We start from the raw sequence: 18,723 nt of genomic DNA, 5'->3' as shown, positions 1-18,723 counted from the left end.
GACGTTCGTTATCAGGATTTCAGCAACCTCGCCACGATTACTTGCGTCGCTGTTAATCGCTCGCGTCGCATCGACGTACGTCACTGAGAACGCGTCATGCTCCTCATACAACTCTGTGACCGGTGGTGAATTCGAAATGAGAACTGAGACGTTCTATTCTGTGAGCTCAATAGCCGCGTCCCGCAACCGACGCTGATCGTCTCGATCAAATCCATCGGCGTGTTAGAGATACAAGCGCATACCTCCGTCTTCAGGCGGAGGTCGAGCGACACTCGGCTCGTTTGTCCCGGCAGTTTGAACTCCGTGGCCTCCAGTAATCACGGGTGTTACGGAATCGGTGAGAGGCCGTCCCCGAACCACAAGGGGTGGCGAACCAGCGGTGGTTCACACGGCAATGACACGGATTCCGACGGGGCCTCATTGGCCGGGCCACAGCCCTACGAGGAAAACAAACGAGAGTTCCCCCGGTGTGTCGCAGGTTCCCTCCGAGTGCGGGTTGGAACCAGACGGCGACGACCGCCCGAATCCGATGGTCGGATTCCTCCCCGTTTACGCGGAGGAGGAGGTCAATACACCGAGTAGCCTGGGTCGAACTCAGCGTGGGTCCGCTTGTACTCTTGAAGTAGGTCCCCTACTCCGGTGATCGCAGACTCCATCTCAATTACTGGGTTCTTCCGCATCTCGTGGAGCCCGACTTTCGCTTTTAATTCGCTGGTATTCGTCCGGTTCGAGCCCTCCGCGTCTCGGTACTCCCAGTCCTCGTGGTCCATACTCGCGCACAGGACTTGCGTGACCTCGATGGGCGGCGTGTCGTCCGGGGCGGGAGCATCTTCGGTGGGAGAATCACTTCGCGCGTTTATTCGATAATGGATCCCGAGAAGCCAGCCTTCGACGTTGTGGTGCGCGTAGAACGTGTTCCCCATCGACGCCTTGACCTCCAACCCGGGACCGTTGTCCGAGTCCTTGACGGCGTAGTTATCGGGCCACTCGTGGTCGGTCCCATCATAGAGCAAGTCGGGGTACCCGTCATCGAGACGGTTGAGAACAAAGTCCGGAGACTCCTCTGCGAAACGGGTCGTTAGACGATGGCTGACGAACCCACCAATCGCGTTGTTCGCGCGGAACTGCTCGTGGAACCGTCCGTACCCCTCTTCGAGGTGCCACTCGTTCACCTCGTGCCAGTACTCGTAGAAGCTCTCGATCGCGTTCACGACCTGTGGGACTTCGAGTCCGTAGGGGAGCTCCGCATCATGGTTGACGAATCGCTCCTGAACTTCCGGCCGCTTCATGTTTCGTCGAGCCCCATTTGTACGTCTGAATCCGCGAGATGGTCGAGGACGCGGTTGTCCGAGTCGATGCTCGAAACGAATCGTAGGAGTCGCTGAACGCCATCGGGGTTCTCCTCGATGTTCGCGAAGAAGTGGACCATCCCGTGAAGGGCGCGGTTCTGCTTGTGGTAGTCCCAGAAGCGGAGCTGCCGGGCGAGATCTTCATCATCCAGAACACGAACATCTGCTTCTTCGAGCGTCTCGCGGGCCTCCGGACCCACTTCCGTACAGATCGCGATGGCGATGGCGGTCGTGTTCTGTGCGACCTTCATCATCGTGCCGAGCTCGGCACTGACGTTCGACTCGTCGATGACGCGGTCCTTGACCTCGACCGAGATCATGAGGTCGGGACCGTGGTACCCGTCGATGTCGCCGTACCGCTGCTGGCGCGAGGAACCGGTCCGAACCTTGCTGGCGCGGAGAGACAGGTGCGGCCACTCCGCTTTGACGTACCCGTAACAGAGAGCCTGGTACGCCGATCCGCCCTGCTCGTTGGGCGCCTTGCGCGTGTAGTCTCGGAGTACCTTCAGGAACGGCTCTTCGAACGGTGGGTCACGTCGCTCGTACTCGCTCGATTCCAACCGATCCAGCCCGAGGTCGAAGAGCTCCTGTGCGGCGACGAAGCGACTGTCGCGGGAGAGCCGGAACGCGAGTTCGAGCATGTCGTCGTACCGCTCCCACTCGCCGGTGTGGTGGCCGGGCGAACTCGGGAAATTGGTCCGGTTCAGGTCCTCCCGGAACAATTCGATCAGTTCGTTGTGGTACGTTCGAATCCCTTCTCGAGTACTGCCGCGTTTCAGTGTCAGCGACGACTTCGCTGTACTCTTGTATCGGTCGAGGATGTCGTTGACGGTGATGTCCGGGTCGAAGCCGGCGAGCCAATCGTCGTGTTTCGCCAGCTCCTCGGCAAGAACGACAAAGTCGATCGCAAGCCCGAGCGTTCCCTTGGAGGACGCGAACTGCGTCTCCGCCTCCGATACGAGCGCCTCGATTATCGCACGCTCCGCGTCAGAGATTTCCTCGTCTGAGTCGTCGTATTCGGACAGGTCCGACTGATTTTCGAAGTAAGTGCTCGGGAAGTGACCCAGCAGAAACGCCTCGATCGCCTCGTGTTCGTGATCAGCGCGATCGTCGCTCCATCTGCTCATCTGGATATACTGTCCACTTAGCAGACACTCTTAGAAAAGTTCGCATTGCGGATGTCCCGTCAGTATTCGTATTATGATGAAACCATAACGTGAAAGTGGGAAGAAGTAGCATGCGTCATCTCTCCACAACCCGTGTCGTCCTGCCTAATCCAGGACGGCACGAGCAGGCCTGAAAGGAAGGAGTCGGCGCAAAACGGTGAACGCGGCATATAAAACCCTCACAAAAATCTGGTCGTATTCGGTCTTTTGAAGATTGTGACGCGGTTCCCGGTACCTTGCTTCTGTATCTTCCTCATCAACTACGAATACACGCTATCGACATCTCTTGCTGTAATTGCGCTCAGGTGGTTGTCTAAGTTGTTCTCAGAGGCATTTCAGATCGTGCTCGCGATGCTCATATTACAGTACCTCGTGGGAAGCGTCGGACAACAGAGTAGCAGGACCGGGAGATCTATCGCGCTAATCAGCGAAGTCGAGCGTGACCTGTTGCGCGTGGCCACCGATATCGGACTTCTCCTCCTCGAACTCCGAGAGTTCCATCCCGCCGCACCGAAGTTTGTAGATACGTTCTCGTTCCTCGTCGGTCAGCGTCTGGCTGTAGACGCTCTGCTTGAGGTAGTAGCCGACGGACTCCGCGAGGTACGGCGGCACCGCGTTCCCAATCTGCTTCCGGACCGAGACAAGCCCGCCGTCGAAGCGGTACCAGTCGGGGAACGTCTGTAGCCGCGCTCCCTCACGCGGCGTGAGTCCACGGTGCTGGAACGGGTGGATACATCGGGCGCTGGAGGGCTTCGACATATTTGACGTGATCGCGACGGCCGGCTCCTGCGAGTCGAGTCGGGAGTAGGAGTTGTGATAGCCCGACGACGGCTGGAGCTCGTCCGGGATCTCGGTCCGGTTTCCGCCGTCGGAGATGTGCGATATCATCTCCACCATATCCTCGGTGTGGTTTGCGGCCTGGTGGTGGGTGAGTTCCGTGTTGTCGCCGCGAAGGTCGTCCTGAATCACCGTGGTCGGCTCGGCGTCGTACTCGGTCTTTTCCTCACCAGGCCCGACCTCTGGGAGGTCGCCGATCCCGGCGATCACGCCGGGCGTCTCGATCGGGTCCAACTCGAAGCCGTCGAAGGGGAACTCGGTCGTCGAGCGCTTCGTCGCGAGCACCAGCAGGCGGTGGCGCTGCTGCGGGACGCCGAAGTCGGACGCCTTCACGACGCGGTAGCTGACGTCGTAGCCCATCTCGCCGAACGACTCCTCGACGGCGTCGAGGAACTTCCCGTCGGCGGTGTTTTGCATCCCGCGGACGTTCTCGAACAGCGCCGCCTTCGGATCGAGCTCGTTGACCCACGAGATGAAATTCACGAAGAGGTGGTTCCGGTCGTCGCTGCCGTCGGGGCTGACCACTTCGGAGAATCCCTGACAAGGCGGGCCGCCGGCGACGAGGTCGACGGTGTCGCGGCCGACGACCTCGGTGACATCCTGGTTGTCGACCTCGCGGATATCCTGCGTCAGCTCGTCCGGTTCCAGACCCTCGCGATTGTTCGCGAACGAGGCGCGGGCGTCGTCGTCGACCTCGACGGCGTGGACGAGTTCGAAGCCGGCGCGTTCGAGGCCGACGGAGAGGCCGCCAGCTCCCGCGAACAGATCGACGTAGGTCAGGTCCTGCTGACTCATCTATCGGAGAGTGCCGCTCAACCGTATTTAATCGTTGGTACTGGGAGAACCGTTGGAGAGGCGACTTGTCTGGGAGAGCCTCGCCACGGAGCCGGATGTACCTGAGCAAATTTCATATCGTGGGGCGTTGAAGTCGACGTATGAGCCGTGACCTCGTTGAGTTCCCGGTCGAAGTAGAGGTCACACCGGAACGGTACGGAACACTTCGATCGGTACATGTGGTGTCTGGAGAGGATATTCCGCCGGAGTTAGATACGCAGGAGTGGCGACTCGAAGAGCTCTCCTTGGAGTCGTACGTTCGGGATCAAATTGATATCAACACGATCGACGAAACGACAACAGTTGGCGTGGCACGCATTGATTCAGAGACGTTGGAGTGGGAGTTTGTTATAGGAGAAATCAGATAGGCGTATGAATAATTAGCGAGCCAATCAGTCGGTAATGGCCTCTGCCCCACCTTCTTTTGGATACAATTTCTCTCCCTCGTGAGCTTTTTGCTTAAGACTCTCCATTCGCTGTTTAAGCCGGTTATCTCCCGTTACCTCATACTTTTCCTGAACAACCTCTATAAATTCGCTGTATGCCCTCTTCGCTCTTCGATGCAGGTCTTCATACGTCATGTGTTCGTGAGGGCCCGACTCCATACTTTGTACCTTGTCGCGTGCCTCCCTAGTATCGGATATCTTCCCTCCAATAATATAGCCACTGACAGAACGTCCATTTTCGGTATCGCTTGACTCAAGATCCCGGATGTAAGAGACATATCTCTCTAGTTGAGAGAGTTCACTAAATCCGACGGACGCTTCTGGCCGTTTTAATTCGATCACTTTGATTGAGGAGCTATCGCCAAGTGCCACGAAGTCTATGCGTTTATCACTACTCTCACGTTCCTCGTCGTCACCAAATCTTTCTTCTAGTGCTTCTGAAAATCGGACCTCTCTTTCGTAAGAATCCCATCGTGGGTCAAGAAGCCAGGGATTTCTACCAAGAAATCGCTGTAGGTCCTTTTCCCCGACCTCAATATCTATGAGAAGATCGAGTTCACGGATGACTTGGAGTCGATTTTCCGCTCTGCGGAAGGTTTCTACCGCATCAAGAACTTCCAGCTCTTCGAACAGCTCAATTACTTTCCGAGGGTCTTCATAATCTCTTTCTTCGATATCTTCCAATAGATCAGCGAAGGCTTTCCGCTCTACAGCTGTTGCGACGTAATCAGCGGTGTCTTTGAGTGCCTCCTCACCATACCCATCGATCTTCGCAATTTCGGTTAAGAAATCGTCTGCGAGTCGTTTCTCACGTGAAGACAAGTCCTGAATTCGCTCTTCGTAGACATCGAACTGCTTTACCTCCTCCATCTGTTCTTTTTGACGCTTTTTAGCCCACTCGCTACAAACCTGTTTAATGCCACTGTATAGCCATTCTTGTAGCTTTTTCCCCCTTCCAGATTCTAACCTGACACTTCCTCTGTCCGTCGCAATTAGGTCAACATCTTCGTCAATGAACTCGGCATGAACCTCTCCAAGCATATAGGAAAGAGCGTGCTGGCCAGTAACCCCTTGGCCTTCTACTCCATAGAACGCTGGCTCCTGCGCTAGTTTCCCCCTAGCCATGACAGCAACGCCGTTTTCGAGATCATCAACAGTTGACTTTCTGGTACCGATCCATCCATCAACAAAGTAGCCCTCTTCAGCATCAACCGTACCATCTATGTCATCGTCCTCCTCAGTACCAATAGTCCAAATAAAATCATCTTGGCATGTCCGTTTGAGATCTCGCTCTTCAGGTGAAATCTCATCTCCGTTTACGTAGAGGTCAAAGTCATCACGGTCCAGAACTCCGAATTTTCTAGATAACTTTCTTCTGACCCTGGATACCGCTGGTCTTTGCTTTCGATCTAACCGAGTGAGTTTGACTTGGGTGCCGTGTTTTTCCTCATCTACACCTTCCTCATAAGCGGTGATAGTTGGTTCATAAGTCCCTTTTTCCTCAATATCTGCGTCTTCTGCTTCGCTCTGGATCTGTTGATAATCCATCCGGATAGCGACCCGAGTTCCTTCCCGAATGGTTTCAACTTCAACCGATTTTGCCACCCCAAAGCCAGCTAGTTTTCCAATACCCTTTCTGCCCATAACCCGACGCTCTTTTCCTAAAACAGTAGCAATACCACCTGGCTCGTCGTTCTTTCTTCTCTTTCGCGCGACCATGAGAAATTTTTCATTGAGTTCTTCTGGGGACATGCCAATCCCATTATCTCTAATAGTAATCTCATAAGATTCACTCATCGTCTCTTCTGGAATATTAACGTAAACCTCCGTAGCACCTGCGTCCCACCCGTTTGCTACATATTCGGCAATGACAGCAGGAAGAGAGCTATACATGTTCATACCGAGATGTTCGAGAACTTCCATTCCGATTCGCATCACTGGGTCCGGTTCGTTGTCGGGGTAACTGACTCCGTCTTGAACGTTGGCCATATTGATTAATTTCTAATCAATAGTCAGAATACAAATATCTGACTCTCATCATGAAGTTGGCTGACCAGAATTAGTTCAGATACTCTTCCGGGATCAAAAGTCAGCAGCGAGATGAGAATAATCTAGAAACCAGCCCACCAATCTGATCTAGTCGCATGCGGTGGCCGCGGACTCAGCACGGGCACATCAAGACTCGGGTCGACATCTTCACTCAGAGCTCACCCCACGTCGTGATTGGCCAGTAAGTCTCGTAGCGCCCGTCAACGATCTCCCGTTCGTACTGCTCAACGAGTTCAGCATCCGCCAGAACCTCACACCGATCACTCACCCGACTCTGACTGACACGCCCGCGAATATCGAACGCGATCTCCCACGCACCAGCGTCACCGCCGTCAGCGAGCCGCTCTAAAATTCTCTCGCCGAGACCGCCCATCCACGGGACGGAGTTGCGCATTCAGGTCGCTCCCCCGTTCGAGGCTTCACTGTCTGCCGGATCGTGTGCCTCAACGGCATCGCTGTCGTCGTCGATGTAGGTCCAATTCTCGGTGTCGAGCCGACCGTCGAGGTACGCTTCACCGTCGTCAGTAATCACATAGACGCCGTTTCCGAGATGTTTGATTAGACCATTTTCATCCAATTTCTTACACCGACGGTGGACTTGCTGACGCGAATATCGGATCGGTCCTTCACGCTTCATCTTCGTTGGAGAACCAGCCTCGTGTTCAGAGAGATACTCTAGAATCCGATCATCAGCCGCAGTCATCCATTCTCCTGCATATCTCATATCCAACACTGGTGTGCCTTTGCCTATATTACGGTCGCTTATCTCTTGAGATAGTCTTCTGACTTTCAAAGTACCAGCGTTACATTGATAAGACTGCGGTGTTTTGAAACGACTACGGAGCCCGAGCGACGAACCCTCGGCTAGTGAGAGAATGTAGGAATCCCGGTCGCGGTGTCATCAGCACCCGGCCGGGTCGGGTTCTGTGTCGTGACACAGAACCATGCTGACGATAGCAACTGCGGGGTTTAAGCCCTGCGCGACGACCAGAGAATCGAGCGAAACCGATGGCGGCTGCGCGTGCTGCCCAGCGCCGGCTGACGGCTTCGACGCCGAGCGCGACATTCCCGTCTGTTACTCCTGTGCGGAGGTCGACGCATGAGCGCAGAGTGCGCCCCGGACCGCGACGCGCTCGCCGACCTCACCGCCTTCCAGCGCGATCTCCTCTGGGCGCTCTCCCACGAGAATGCTCGGAAAGGGACGGCCCTGAAGGCGGACCTCTCTGACTACTACGGCGAGGCGATCAACCACAGCCGCCTCTACCAGAACCTCGACACGCTCGTCGAGTGTGACCTCGTTGCCAAGCGGGCACGCGATCGGCGCACCAACGAGTACAGCCTCACCGAGGCGGCCCGCCGCGCCCTCGAAGCGCGCCGCGCGTGGCAGGCGGAGGGTGATGCCGCGTGAATCACACCCAGCCACCGCATCTCCGCTTCGACGCTCGCGAGACCCTCACCGGCGAACTCGACGATCTCACCGTTCAACAAGCGGTCGAGGGCCGCGTATGATGAAGAAGCTCTGGCGGTGCCGCCAGTGTGACCGACTCGTCAACCGATTCGTGAACGGGTGGGTCTGCCCGCGGTGTGGGTGGTACTGTGGCCAATCGATCGCGAGCGTGAATCGGGGGCCATGAGTCGAGACAACCAGCAGTCCGCCGACGCAACGCTAACAGGCACCCTCACGAACGACACCATCGCAAGCCTCGATCAGCTGTCGCTTGCGTCCACGTCGGGGGCTTGTCAACACTGCGGGCGCACGTTCACCGAGGGCGATAATGTCGTCGCGTACGTCTACAAGCCGGCAGACCAGCGCACCCACGAGGTCGGCCACTGCGTGTGCGCACATACCGAACACCGCCAGCAGGAGGTGTTCACGCTCGGCGTCCACGAACTCCTCGTCGCCGGGCGTATCGGGATGGCCTCAGACGCCGCGACCCAATCCACGTGGCCGATTCTCGTCGAGCCAGTCCCGCTAGGCGTGAGCGTACCAGCGACGACGACGATCCGCTGGCTCCCGCCCGAGACACCCCTCGCCGAGCGGGTCACGCCGACAGCGACTCACCGGCAGCGACGGCGCGAGGCCCGGGCGCAGGTGACTGTCAGTAACCCAGCGGCAACGGAGGGTGATGACTAATGCGGTTACCATCCCGCACCGAGGCCGCTCAACAACGACGGCCCAAGCACTACCGAACGCGTCCGTCCACCCGACCACCAACGACTGACTCGGACATCACCCTCGCGACGATCGCACACCTTCGGCGGGCGCTCACCGCGAGTACCGCCAGTGACGCAGCCGGCGTGAAGGCGGCGCTCTTCCGAGCGACGCGGACTATCGACGAGACATACCATCCAGACATCGCGGCCGCGATCCGAACCGCCCGCAGTGTCGATCCTGTCTCGCGAACAGTCCGCCAGTACATCCGAGAGCTGCTCCGGCGGCTCGTCGCGGTGGTCAACTACTGGGAGCCATCCAAGTGATGCCAGCAGACAAGCAGGCCCGCTGCGGGCACGCACAGCCCGCCAACCAGGGCCACAAGCGTGGCGTCCATCTTGTGGGTCCAACCACACAGTATGACGCCGCCGGCAGCCACTGTGGAAGCGTCTCGCCCCGGCTGACCGAGTGGATACCCGAACTCCTCGACCAGCTTCGTGAGGCGAGTACAGAAACAGTCCGAACCCAGACACCCCACACCAACCCGTGGCGGGCGAGTACGTCACTCCTCGATACCACCCTTCCGGAGTGGAACTCCCTCGATGACACGTGGGATGATGCGACCGCCGAGGCCGTCGCGTACACGCAGGCAATTACCGAGTTGGCGCTCGTCGACGGCGACACCGAGTCGTCATATCACACGCAACGCCACGACGAATTACGCGACACGGTTCATACAGTCGGCACCGGCCGCGGCGCGGTCAACGCCGGGCTTGGCGCACTCGCAAAGGGACCAGTCGCGCTCCACCGCGAGTTCGACGCGACTCCCCGAGCGATCACCCTCGCGCTCGATGGCCCAGCCTGGACCGACCTCACCGACCGCCGAACTGGCGTTCGCGCGCTCGCGACCATCGCCGTGCTCGCAGCCGGGTTCGACGTTCGCGTTGTCGTCTCTCCGGCGCTCAAACGCCACCTCACCCAGCGGTACCCACAGTGGTGTGAAATCCACCTCGATCTTACCCATGGCCGGGATCGGTCCCACCCGCATCCCCACCGCGGGCAGTCCCACGAGCCGACCACCGACGAGCGCCACCCCGCCTGGCAAGCGCTCGATGGGCTCAAACACACACCGGGGAAACGACGCCTCCTCACCAATCTCGACGCTACCACTGGGCGAACCTACCAGGATCTCGAACACGATCATGCGATCGACATTGAGGCAGGGACGGTCAGCCGGTACGTCCTTGATCTCGAGACGCGTGGGCTCGTCGACGTCGACCGTCGAGGCACTCACCACAGCGTCACACTCTCTGAACGCGGTCAGACGGCCGTGGCTGGGTATCTCGACGCTGCCGGCGACCTCGTCCATCCCGAACAACGCCGACTGACTGACGATCTTACTGCGACCACTCACGATGTCACAAGTACAGTGTCGCCCCGCCGGGGGGATCCCACAGGTGACACCCCACCCCCACTCGAGGAGTGGCTGGCGGCGACGGGTGACCCCGACGCCGACGGAGAGTTTGTCCAGTGGCTCAGGGGACCCGACACTGTCGATGAAACCCACCTACACGACCGGTTCACAACCCCCGCCCAAGACGATAGCGTCACGCTCGTCGATGACACCCCAACCCCGTTCGATGACGGCCGGGTTGGGTATCTGAGCCACACCCCCGGCGAGGCGCAGGTCGTCCTCCAGTGGGGTGGGCCCTTAGCCACCCTGGGACGTCTCGCGGCTGTCTTACTCAGCCATAAGGCGCTCTCGAAGGTCCTGACGCCGTCGCGGTTCGGCCGCGCATTCGAGGCAATCCACCGTGGTGATCTCGAACAAGACGCCCCACGAGTGCTGTGTCGTGGTCACCAGGTTGGCTGGTACAGCGAGGACGAGCACACGTATGCGGCGTGGCGTGAGCGCATCACGACTGTTCGCGATACGCTCCTCGCTCGTGTCGCCAAACACACGAGCAGTACCAACGGTGCCGCCCGAAGCGAACTCTTCGAAGACCTCCACGGGTTAGTCGCCTCGGCTACCCACCTGTATCACGCGATCGGCGTTGATTTGACGACCACAATCAGACTCCCGGACACCGAGGCGCTCATCAGAAACTCGACGCAACGCCGGCAGCTCTGTACGTTCCTCGCGAAGACGGTGCCCAAACAATCCGTCTACGGAGTTCACTCGGGCTACCGCATGTTGTTCGAAGAGCGCCCGCCCAAACTGCGGCGGCGGCTTCCCTACGACGTCGAGCCTGACGCGACGATGGATCTGACGATGTCGTGGGTACTTGCGGGCCCGACGATCACCGATCTCCGCGATGCGATCCAAGAGGCACTCACCACAGAGCTCACCGCGGTGCGAGAGGCGATCGCAGATGGCACCGAACCTGCCCCCACGCTCTCGATCCCGGTCGTCGACGGGACGACCTACCCCGCCATCCGGCGGGTGATTGACGAGATCGCGATGACCCACGACGCCCAGTGGACACCCCACGAGCGACAGCGGCTCGTGCGGCTCTGTCTCCGCTCGTTCGGCCTGTCGGACACCACGCGGCGTGCGTGCCCGTACGATGTCGTGGTAAGCCTCCTGCGCGCGCTGAACGAGTCTCACTCCCCGACCGTGGCTGCGGTTGAACGCGCGGCGGCGACGCTCTCTGTCGCGCGGTTCCGTCCCGATCTCGTACCAACGGCGACGGCGCTGTATGCGACCCTACTCAGAGCCGACGAGCCGCTCGGCCGCTCAGCGTTACTCGAGCGGGCCGACATTGCGGCCAGTAGCTATGATCGCCGGATTGGCACTGTCCAAGCGCTTGACCGAGTACAGGCCGTCCAGATAGATGGCCACCGACGCTGGGTCACCACCGACGAACCCAGTCACCCGTCACCACAGCCGTCGCCGTGCCTCGGTCACCCCCATTCCTGGCTCCCGCTGTTGACGCATCGCTCACGAACACATTCAATCGCTCTCGCCCCCACCCTGTGGGTTCCACTCCGAGTCGGCTGGCGACACCCACATCGAATCCCCACGTGGGATCAACACGCCCCGACTGTCACCTCCCTTGACACCGCCCTTCCGGTGAACCAGTGGGGACCGCACCGGGAGGACTGTACCGCAATCACCGACGCACCAACTCATCACAGCCACCGACCAGCCGCAGCGCTCGAAACCATCACCGATGAACCACGCATGACACCACAATACTACGCACCGACCGTATCGCTTCTCAACCACCGACGTCTCCTCTTACCACGGGGTGTGTCCCAATGAGACACTCAGCAAGCGATCGTACAACCGACGCCATCTGCGAGCGCTCGCCCACCAAAGAGGAGACACACATCCGCGTCGCCCGCTGTGAAGAGGCCTCATCTCAACTCACGTCTAGCGTCGAACAGCGGAATCAGCGCCTGTGTCTCACCGTGTCCACTAACGATGCGTAACGCCACAAGTACACGACCGAAGATTGTTCGAGTAATCGACAAGTACGACCTCGACGGCATTGGCGACGAAATGGTTGCGGAGTGGACAAAGCCCGAGAGTACCCGGCGCTCTTGTCGTGAACTCGCGGAATTCTTCAACATCCGTGTACTCGATGCAGCACTCCGCGAAGCGGGTATTATCTGGGATAGACCACTTGTTGAGGAGTGTGCCGCGATCATCAAAAATAAGGATAAATCGCTGACAGGATATGATCTCGATAGTAGGGGAGTAGACACCGACGAAGTCGGCGGAGACATGGTTTCATATCAATCGATATATACGTATCTGACAGAGTATCGTGATACTGAGTATGAGCGTGAGGTCGATGATATTCACTCGCGAGTTGCGAGTTTAGGACAGATCGAAACAAAGACAGAGACGATTGCTACGGGGATTATCTCACGGTCTGTATCCCACAACCAAGTATACGGAGCAGAGCCTCAAATAGAGGTTACGACGGAATGTATTTGTGAGACATGCGGGACCAACACCGAGATGTCGGTGTATCTGCGAAACGACGGCTGTCCTACCTGTAGTCGGCCGCGTTAATTTCGCTCATTCTTTTTTGTCATTCTATTGAAATACCTAGCATACTTTGAGGTGGAGCCTCCGACCTCAAGGAGCGACCGGAGGGAGCGAGTAGGCCGGAGAGGAAACCGACATACTACTGAGCAAGTGTTAATTTACATCCCACCGTACTGGCAACTAGTGCTGTGCTGGCACAAGTCCCGCGCAGTACGGGCCGCAGTAGCCCGGCCCCAAATGGTGGGTTCACCGACCCCGAAGGGCGTTCGGTGGGCGGAGCGCACAAAACGCCCCGTCGCGTCAACTGACGGCGAGGACCACATCAAAGCTCCACCCTCAACGAGCGAGCTTGTCAGTGCGAGCGAAGTAGGATGGGGTCGGTTACTGAGTGGTGGTCTCTCGGAGACGTGCCGAATTCAGCGCGGGGAGGGTGTCAAGGTGATGACGGCGCTGTATCCCCTCCCTGCTCGCTCCCTTCGGTCGCTCGCTGGGGAAAGGGCCTTAGCGCCTATCTTCAGGTGAAGTAGGGTAGTTCATTCTTCTCTGGCACGACCGAAGAAAGCGAGTGCTGCGCCAAGGAGTGTGATATTTTGAAGGAACGATGTGAGTTCCCCACCGCGCTCTTCCTCGTCGACTGCCCAGAAGTCGTGTATGAGTGGCGTCACACCTATCAAAAACGCAGCTACAGCGCTCGCAGAGAGTTTTGGAGCCTTCCACACGCTAATTCCGAGACCACCGCCGAGAAGAAGACCACTACCTGCCGGCACAAGTGTCTCTGCCTCAGGCACCCCTTTTGCATCGGCGTATGCAACCCGTCCATCAAGATTCGTGAGATTCCGCACGGCAAGCGCTACAAGGCCAGATCCAAACAGTACTCGGCCAAGAAGAGCTGGTTTTTCTGTGCTGTCGGTGTCTGTTTCAGACATTACCAGCTGGTAAAATAGCCGGTGATATAAGACTCATGATCATCGTATGAGGCGGATTTGTTACACATCTCTATCAAATATAGTAATACAGTCAAAACCCATATTAACCCCGATAGACGCCTCCCGATATGGCCGCAGCCACAGACAACGACCAGCTACAAGAGAGTAGCGCCGAATCTGGCGGGGACTTCTGGCGACAGTCGTTCGAGCAGTTCATCGAGGACCTTCCTGAAGCAGCATTCGTCGTCGACGCCGATGGTGACATCACCCAGTGGAACACCGCAATAGCCGGCCTCATCGGCCTTCCCGCAAGCAAAGCCGTCGGCATGAACGCATACGATGTCTTCGGCACTGAAGGCGAAGATGAAACCCTCGCCGAAGAAGTCCTCCGTACTGGAACCCCCATCCGTGAAGACCAGTTCCGATCCGCAGAACGACCGGACGGCACGAAAGCACATGCGCGCGCGATTGGAACCCCGATACAGACACCCACTGGCAAGGTCGTTGGGGCTGTCGAGTTGCTCTTCGATGTCACCACCGTCGTCGAACAGCGGGAGACGCTCGCCGACCTCCAAGAAGAGCTCTCGGACAATGTCGAGACATCGATGGAACAGCTGAGCGAGTCGACAACCGAAGTTGCGAATCGCTCGAATGAAATCAGCCAGCTCGTCGACGAGCAGGCAGCCGAGCTCGAGAGTACCCAAGGCGAGATCTCCGGATTCAGCGCCACTATCGAAGAGATTGCGTCCAGTGCCGAGGAAGTCAGCAACCAAAGCGCGGAATCGAGAACCCTCGCCGAAGAGTCCGTCGACACCGCGGGGGAGGTTATCGACCAAGTGGACGACACAGCCGAGAAGTCAGCTTCGGTCGCAGACGACGTCGCTGAGTTGAAAAACGAGATCGAACAAGTCGAAGAGCTCGTCGGCGTGATCAACGATATCGCCGAACAGACGAACATGCTCGCGTTGAACGCCAACATCGAAGCGGCACGCAGCGACAGTGATGGGTTCGCGGTCGTCGCCGACGAAGTGAAGAACCTCGCCAATCGCTCACAAGATCAAGCTGACGAGATCGAAGAAATCGTCGCAAGGATCAAAGAGAAGGCTGCGACGGCGACTACCGAAGTAAGAGCAGGAAACGCCGAGATCCAGTCCGCGAGAAACGACATCCAAGGCCTCCTCGAAAACCAGAAACAGATTCTAACGGTGGTTGAGCAAACCGAAAGCGGGATCACCGAGATCGCAGACGCAACGGATGAGCAGGCGAGCGTGGCCGAAGGGATATCGAGCGCTGTCGACGATGTCTCTGAACGGGCTGCCCTCGTGAGTGAAGAAGTCACAGAGATTGCTGACGAAAACGACAATCAAACAGAGATGGTCGCGGGGCTAACCCGGCAGGTCAAACAAATTGACCGCGAACTCGCAGAGGTCATGAACACGTCTGTCTGAGGTAGATGTCTCGTGATCGGACAGACGAACAGTCTCATCCCACGTTTCCGCTCTAGTTCGCTGACGGCTCCTTCCGTGGGAGTGAGATGCTGACGACAGTTCCGGTCACCTCATTTTCGCCAAACTGGACACGACCGCCGAGGAGATCGGTTCCCCACTTGATGATCCAGAGCCCGAGCCCACTTCCATGGTGAAGCACAGATTCGGTTCCTTCAGAAAGTACGGATAGTTCGTGCTCGGGTATCCCCGGCCCATTATCGCGGATTTCGATCTGTACCTGTTCGCCTACGCTGGCGACAATCTCAACATGTGGACTGTCACTGGTATTGTGTTCAGCAGCGTTTTCGATAGCGTTCGAAAGCACTGGACTAACAAGCACATCGGCGGGTACATCTTGGTCAGGACACTGAAGCTCGAATGTAACGTCGGAAAAGCGTGATCTAACCTCTCTCAGCCGCTCTTCAAGTATCATCTCTATCGATCTGACGTCGGATTCTTCTCGAGCGCGACTGAAAAGCCGGATTGCCTCGCGACCTTTCTGTCCTAACTCATCGATTTGAAGTGCGCTTTGTTTTACGCGCTCGGCTGCTTCCGTCGGCAGGTCCTCGCTATACCCAAGTATCAGGTTAGTTTCTGTCTTGATGTTGTGGCGAAGCACGCGATTGAGAACCTGTAGACGCTGTTCTTGGCGCAAGAACTCAGTCACGTCCTGTAACGTCACCATGCTCCCGATGACCTGCCCTCGCTGGGTAGTAATCTCGACAGTTTTGATCTTGAAGTCCCGCTTACCTGAGTGGGTTTGTATCGTAAGGAAGTCTTCAAATACTCCAGAATCTGGAAATGCCTCGTACTTAGGAATCGTCTCTGGCGCAGATGATCCGAGCAGTTCGTCTCTTTGTACATTAAGCATCTCTAGTGCTGGACCATTGACGTTAATCACGTTGTCATTCAAATCAAGAACAAGTATCCCCTCTTGGGTACTATCAAATACGAGTCTTCGAGCGGTAGTGTTCGGTGCCGGATTCGTTCGCAGTAAACTGTACCGTCGAATGGCGGTCAGGTAGATGACGCCAGAAACTGAAAATGCGACTGGTGTCGGGTCAATAGGCGTGCTAAGCACGTTTGTGAGGTAGCATAGGTTTATACCCCAGGGAATGATCAACGCCCCAATCAGCGTATACGCCTGCTTCCGAAACGCAGCCATCTGGCTCAGGGCCAACCGGACTAACAGGGCACTACCCACGCCACCCAGTAAATACGTATAAGCGGCAACAATCCAATACCAGATGCCTCCGCTGTCGTTCTGGGCGACGCTGAGATCTGGTGTTTGTGCGATACTGATCTGTAGAAGTCCCTGAGTCGGCCCGAGAATGGCTAAAATCACGGTCACCACCGGGACGACCGTAAGTGCCGATACATATCTCCAGTTCAAAAAACGATCGTGACCAGTGTATGATAACGCAAACAGCATCCACCCGAGTGGGATTGCAACGACGCCTATCCACATCAGGTACATCCAGAATAGCTTTGCCTCCACACCAGGTGCTCGGAGTCGAAAAATAAGCATAAGCGACCAGAACACCTGCCCGGCCAGCAACAGTACGAGAGGTCTCGCCCCCGGAGATTGCCCCTCTCTCCACGCTAAAATAGCCGAAGCTGAGCCAAGAACGACGGAGATGTGTAACACAGACAGCAGAAAGATAGTATTTGACACAGTCTTACAAGGACATCTATGTATACTAACTTTATGTCTAAGAAATTTAACTTTCCACGGTCAATAAAAAAGAGAGTGCCGTGGATTACCCGATGATAGCGATGAACAGTCCGCACGCCACGAACACGTAGTTCATCTCACCGAGCAACTCCAGGCGACGGTAGTCGTTACTACGCCCAATTCGACTATTGAGGAAAACCGCCAGCACTCGTCCAGCAAGAAGGACCAACGCAAAAAGTGCTGGGAGGAATCCGCTAAGAAACGCGCCAATGACGACGAGAACTGAGAGCATGTTGATGATGTACAATAGATGCCGTGTCCGCTTGACGCCGACGACAGTCGGGAACGTTGAGACATTATTTTTGACATCATCTTCGATGTCGCGGACGTTCGGAATTTCAGTGTTGACGAAAATATCGGCAAAAAAGTAAACCGCCAACACAATGGCAAGTGGCGTGATTGCGGCATCGGCAAACACAATTGGCAGGACTACCATTGCTGTCGCCCACGCCAGTGCCACAAGCGTAGAATTAAGCACAAAGATGGTCTTCAGTCGCTGGACCGGCACAAGCGATCGTTCAGACAGATCTGCTACATACAAGATCCAAGTAACGCCTGGAATGAGGGTGACCGCAAGCGCAAGTGGGCCACCAAGCGCCGAGAGAGTAATTGCAAGTCCGTATGCTCCAGCAGACGTGATCGAAAGAAGACGCCTGTGTCGCCCGATGAACGCACTTCGCTCGGACGTCGCTTGTGGGTCGTATCGCACATCGCTGATTCTGTCACCGACGTAGACACCGTAAGCGACCAATCCAACGACGACGGGTGCCAGGGATGGCTCGAGCGACAAGATCACCATCGTGACAAGTGTTCCCGCGATCCCCATGCCTACAATATCGAGTTGGAGGAAAATACAGGCTTTTCGTATGCGATGCCACAGTTTGACCGATGGACGAAAACCGCTACCGGTTCCGGTAGATTGTCTATCGGAACCCGTCCGTTCTGGTTTTTTCTTTGACATTCTGTTGGGGACACCGCAAGAAAACACGCTGTTGCTTCCCTGGGTGCCAGCTATAAATTACTTCTAATTGACAATAAAGATAGATAGATACTTCTCATCAGATTAACAGGCCGTTTTCGGGTTTCGCGAATGATCGTTTTTCTGACATAATGTGTTTGCTGTTCGCATCTCTTACCAGTAGTTGGTAATACAATTTATTTATTCAGAGATGATGTTGGAATTATAGTAATAATCAAAACGATATACTTCTTCCCACTCTGAGTGGGAATATGACCAAAGTGGATTCAAAAGGGCTAATCGTCCTCCCGCAAGAAGTGCGAGACCGACTTGGTATTACTCCGGGAACAGAGGTTGATATCCGCGAAAAAGACGGGAAAGCAGTTGTTGAGCCAGAGGACAGCCCCGACGAAATTCTCGACAAGATGGAACAACTCATTGAAGAAGCGTCTTCGAACCAGGGAGAGACGACACCTATTTCTGAAGGGGCCGACCCGGTTGCCCACAGACACAGAGATGCCGTTCAGCATTTTCGAGGTGGAGCCCCCGACCTCAAGGAGCGAACGGAGTGAGCGAGTAGGTCGGGGAGGAAACCGACATGGGACGACACAACCACCACACCTCGACCGACTGACTCCCGACCACATAAGTACCGTCGGGTACTCTCTGAAACTATGGGCGTGCGTCGAACCGCCGTCGTGAAACTCGCCGTTTCCGACGAGCAACGCGACGCACTCCACCGAACCGCCCAGCAATACCTGTACTGCGCGAACCGAACCGCCGA

17 protein-coding genes are annotated in these 18,723 nt (G+C 56.7%); 8 read left to right on the top strand and 9 right to left on the bottom strand.

Translation table 11 applies throughout. The features are described 5' to 3' along the window. Nucleotides 1–566: 566 nt before the first annotated feature. The 3 genes from EXE47_RS15765 to EXE47_RS15755 form a co-directional block, all read right to left on the bottom strand. A complete protein-coding gene (locus EXE47_RS15765; RefSeq protein WP_137703950.1) occupies nt 567–1,289 on the bottom strand; it encodes a hypothetical protein in 723 nt (240 codons plus the stop codon). Further along, the gene (locus tag EXE47_RS15760) at nt 1,286–2,476 is read right to left on the bottom strand and encodes a hypothetical protein (RefSeq protein WP_137703951.1); all 1,191 of its coding nucleotides are present in this window, start codon (nt 2,474–2,476) and stop codon (nt 1,286–1,288) included. The genes EXE47_RS15765 and EXE47_RS15760 overlap by 4 nt, the downstream gene beginning before the upstream one ends. A 459-nt stretch (nt 2,477–2,935) precedes the next feature. Further along, the gene (locus EXE47_RS15755; protein WP_137703952.1) at nt 2,936–4,147 is read right to left on the bottom strand and encodes a DNA cytosine methyltransferase; all 1,212 of its coding nucleotides are present in this window, start codon (nt 4,145–4,147) and stop codon (nt 2,936–2,938) included. 140 nt (nt 4,148–4,287) lie between these two features. Between EXE47_RS15755 and EXE47_RS15750 the strand changes: the two genes are divergently transcribed. Continuing rightward, nucleotides 4,288–4,554, top strand: coding sequence for a hypothetical protein (locus tag EXE47_RS15750; RefSeq protein ID WP_137703953.1), 267 nt, complete (start codon nt 4,288–4,290; stop codon nt 4,552–4,554). A gap of 24 nt (nt 4,555–4,578) precedes the next feature. Here EXE47_RS15750 and EXE47_RS15745 read toward each other — a convergent pair whose 3' ends face one another. The 3 genes from EXE47_RS15745 to EXE47_RS15735 all read right to left on the bottom strand — a co-directional run bounded on the left by EXE47_RS15745 (nt 4,579) and on the right by EXE47_RS15735 (nt 7,405). Continuing rightward, the gene (locus EXE47_RS15745) at nt 4,579–6,621 is read right to left on the bottom strand and encodes an ATP-binding protein (RefSeq protein ID WP_137703954.1); all 2,043 of its coding nucleotides are present in this window, start codon (nt 6,619–6,621) and stop codon (nt 4,579–4,581) included. Nucleotides 6,622–6,832: 211 nt separating this feature from the next. Continuing rightward, nucleotides 6,833–7,075: a repressor phrH2 gene (locus EXE47_RS15740; protein ID WP_241988291.1), complete on the bottom strand. Its 243-nt coding sequence runs from the start codon at nt 7,073–7,075 to the stop codon at nt 6,833–6,835. Then, the gene (locus EXE47_RS15735) at nt 7,076–7,405 is read right to left on the bottom strand and encodes a MarR family transcriptional regulator (protein WP_137703955.1); all 330 of its coding nucleotides are present in this window, start codon (nt 7,403–7,405) and stop codon (nt 7,076–7,078) included. Between the two features lie 375 nt (nt 7,406–7,780). Here EXE47_RS15735 and EXE47_RS15730 point away from each other — a divergent pair, with 375 nt between their 5' ends. The 5 genes from EXE47_RS15730 to rdfA all read left to right on the top strand — a co-directional run bounded on the left by EXE47_RS15730 (nt 7,781) and on the right by rdfA (nt 12,857). Continuing rightward, entirely contained in the window at nt 7,781–8,089 is a 309-nt protein-coding gene (locus EXE47_RS15730) for a helix-turn-helix transcriptional regulator (RefSeq protein WP_137703956.1), read from the top strand. 222 nt (nt 8,090–8,311) lie between these two features. Then, the gene (locus EXE47_RS15725) at nt 8,312–8,815 is read left to right on the top strand and encodes a hypothetical protein (protein ID WP_137703957.1); all 504 of its coding nucleotides are present in this window, start codon (nt 8,312–8,314) and stop codon (nt 8,813–8,815) included. Then, nucleotides 8,815–9,159: a hypothetical protein gene (locus EXE47_RS15720; RefSeq protein WP_137703958.1), complete on the top strand. Its 345-nt coding sequence runs from the start codon at nt 8,815–8,817 to the stop codon at nt 9,157–9,159. Before EXE47_RS15725 ends, EXE47_RS15720 begins: the two co-directional genes overlap by 1 nt. Continuing rightward, a complete protein-coding gene (locus EXE47_RS19065; RefSeq protein ID WP_241988292.1) occupies nt 9,159–12,098 on the top strand; it encodes a plasmid replication protein RepH in 2,940 nt (979 codons plus the stop codon). The genes EXE47_RS15720 and EXE47_RS19065 overlap by 1 nt, the downstream gene beginning before the upstream one ends. 162 nt (nt 12,099–12,260) lie before the next feature. Further along, nucleotides 12,261–12,857: a rod-determining factor RdfA gene (gene rdfA / locus EXE47_RS15705; RefSeq protein WP_137703959.1), complete on the top strand. Its 597-nt coding sequence runs from the start codon at nt 12,261–12,263 to the stop codon at nt 12,855–12,857. A 509-nt stretch (nt 12,858–13,366) separates the two neighbouring features. On the opposite strand, the gene EXE47_RS15700 is transcribed toward rdfA, so the two are convergent. Continuing rightward, nucleotides 13,367–13,759 (bottom strand): DoxX family membrane protein, encoded by a 393-nt coding sequence (locus EXE47_RS15700; protein ID WP_137703960.1) that lies wholly within the window; start codon nt 13,757–13,759, stop codon nt 13,367–13,369. A 128-nt stretch (nt 13,760–13,887) separates the two neighbouring features. On the opposite strand from EXE47_RS15700, the gene EXE47_RS15695 reads away from it, so the two are divergent. Continuing rightward, nucleotides 13,888–15,207, top strand: a complete 1,320-nt coding sequence (locus tag EXE47_RS15695; protein ID WP_137703961.1) for a methyl-accepting chemotaxis protein — start codon at nt 13,888–13,890, stop codon at nt 15,205–15,207. Between the two features lie 52 nt (nt 15,208–15,259). Here EXE47_RS15695 and EXE47_RS15690 read toward each other — a convergent pair whose 3' ends face one another. Then, nucleotides 15,260–16,894: a histidine kinase N-terminal 7TM domain-containing protein gene (locus EXE47_RS15690; protein WP_137703964.1), complete on the bottom strand. Its 1,635-nt coding sequence runs from the start codon at nt 16,892–16,894 to the stop codon at nt 15,260–15,262. Nucleotides 16,895–17,006: 112 nt separating this feature from the next. Continuing rightward, nucleotides 17,007–17,942 (bottom strand): UbiA family prenyltransferase, encoded by a 936-nt coding sequence (locus EXE47_RS15685; protein WP_049933543.1) that lies wholly within the window; start codon nt 17,940–17,942, stop codon nt 17,007–17,009. A 269-nt stretch (nt 17,943–18,211) separates the two neighbouring features. Between EXE47_RS15685 and EXE47_RS15680 the strand changes: the two genes are divergently transcribed. Then, nucleotides 18,212–18,511: an AbrB/MazE/SpoVT family DNA-binding domain-containing protein gene (locus EXE47_RS15680; RefSeq protein WP_094520693.1), complete on the top strand. Its 300-nt coding sequence runs from the start codon at nt 18,212–18,214 to the stop codon at nt 18,509–18,511. The last annotated feature ends 212 nt before the right edge of the window (nt 18,512–18,723 follow it).

It is taken from the genome of Halorubrum sp. GN12_10-3_MGM (genome assembly GCF_005435235.1).
Classification (GTDB): domain Archaea; phylum Halobacteriota; class Halobacteria; order Halobacteriales; family Haloferacaceae; genus Halorubrum; species Halorubrum ezzemoulense.
This window is presented reverse-complemented; position numbering and strand designations above follow the sequence as displayed.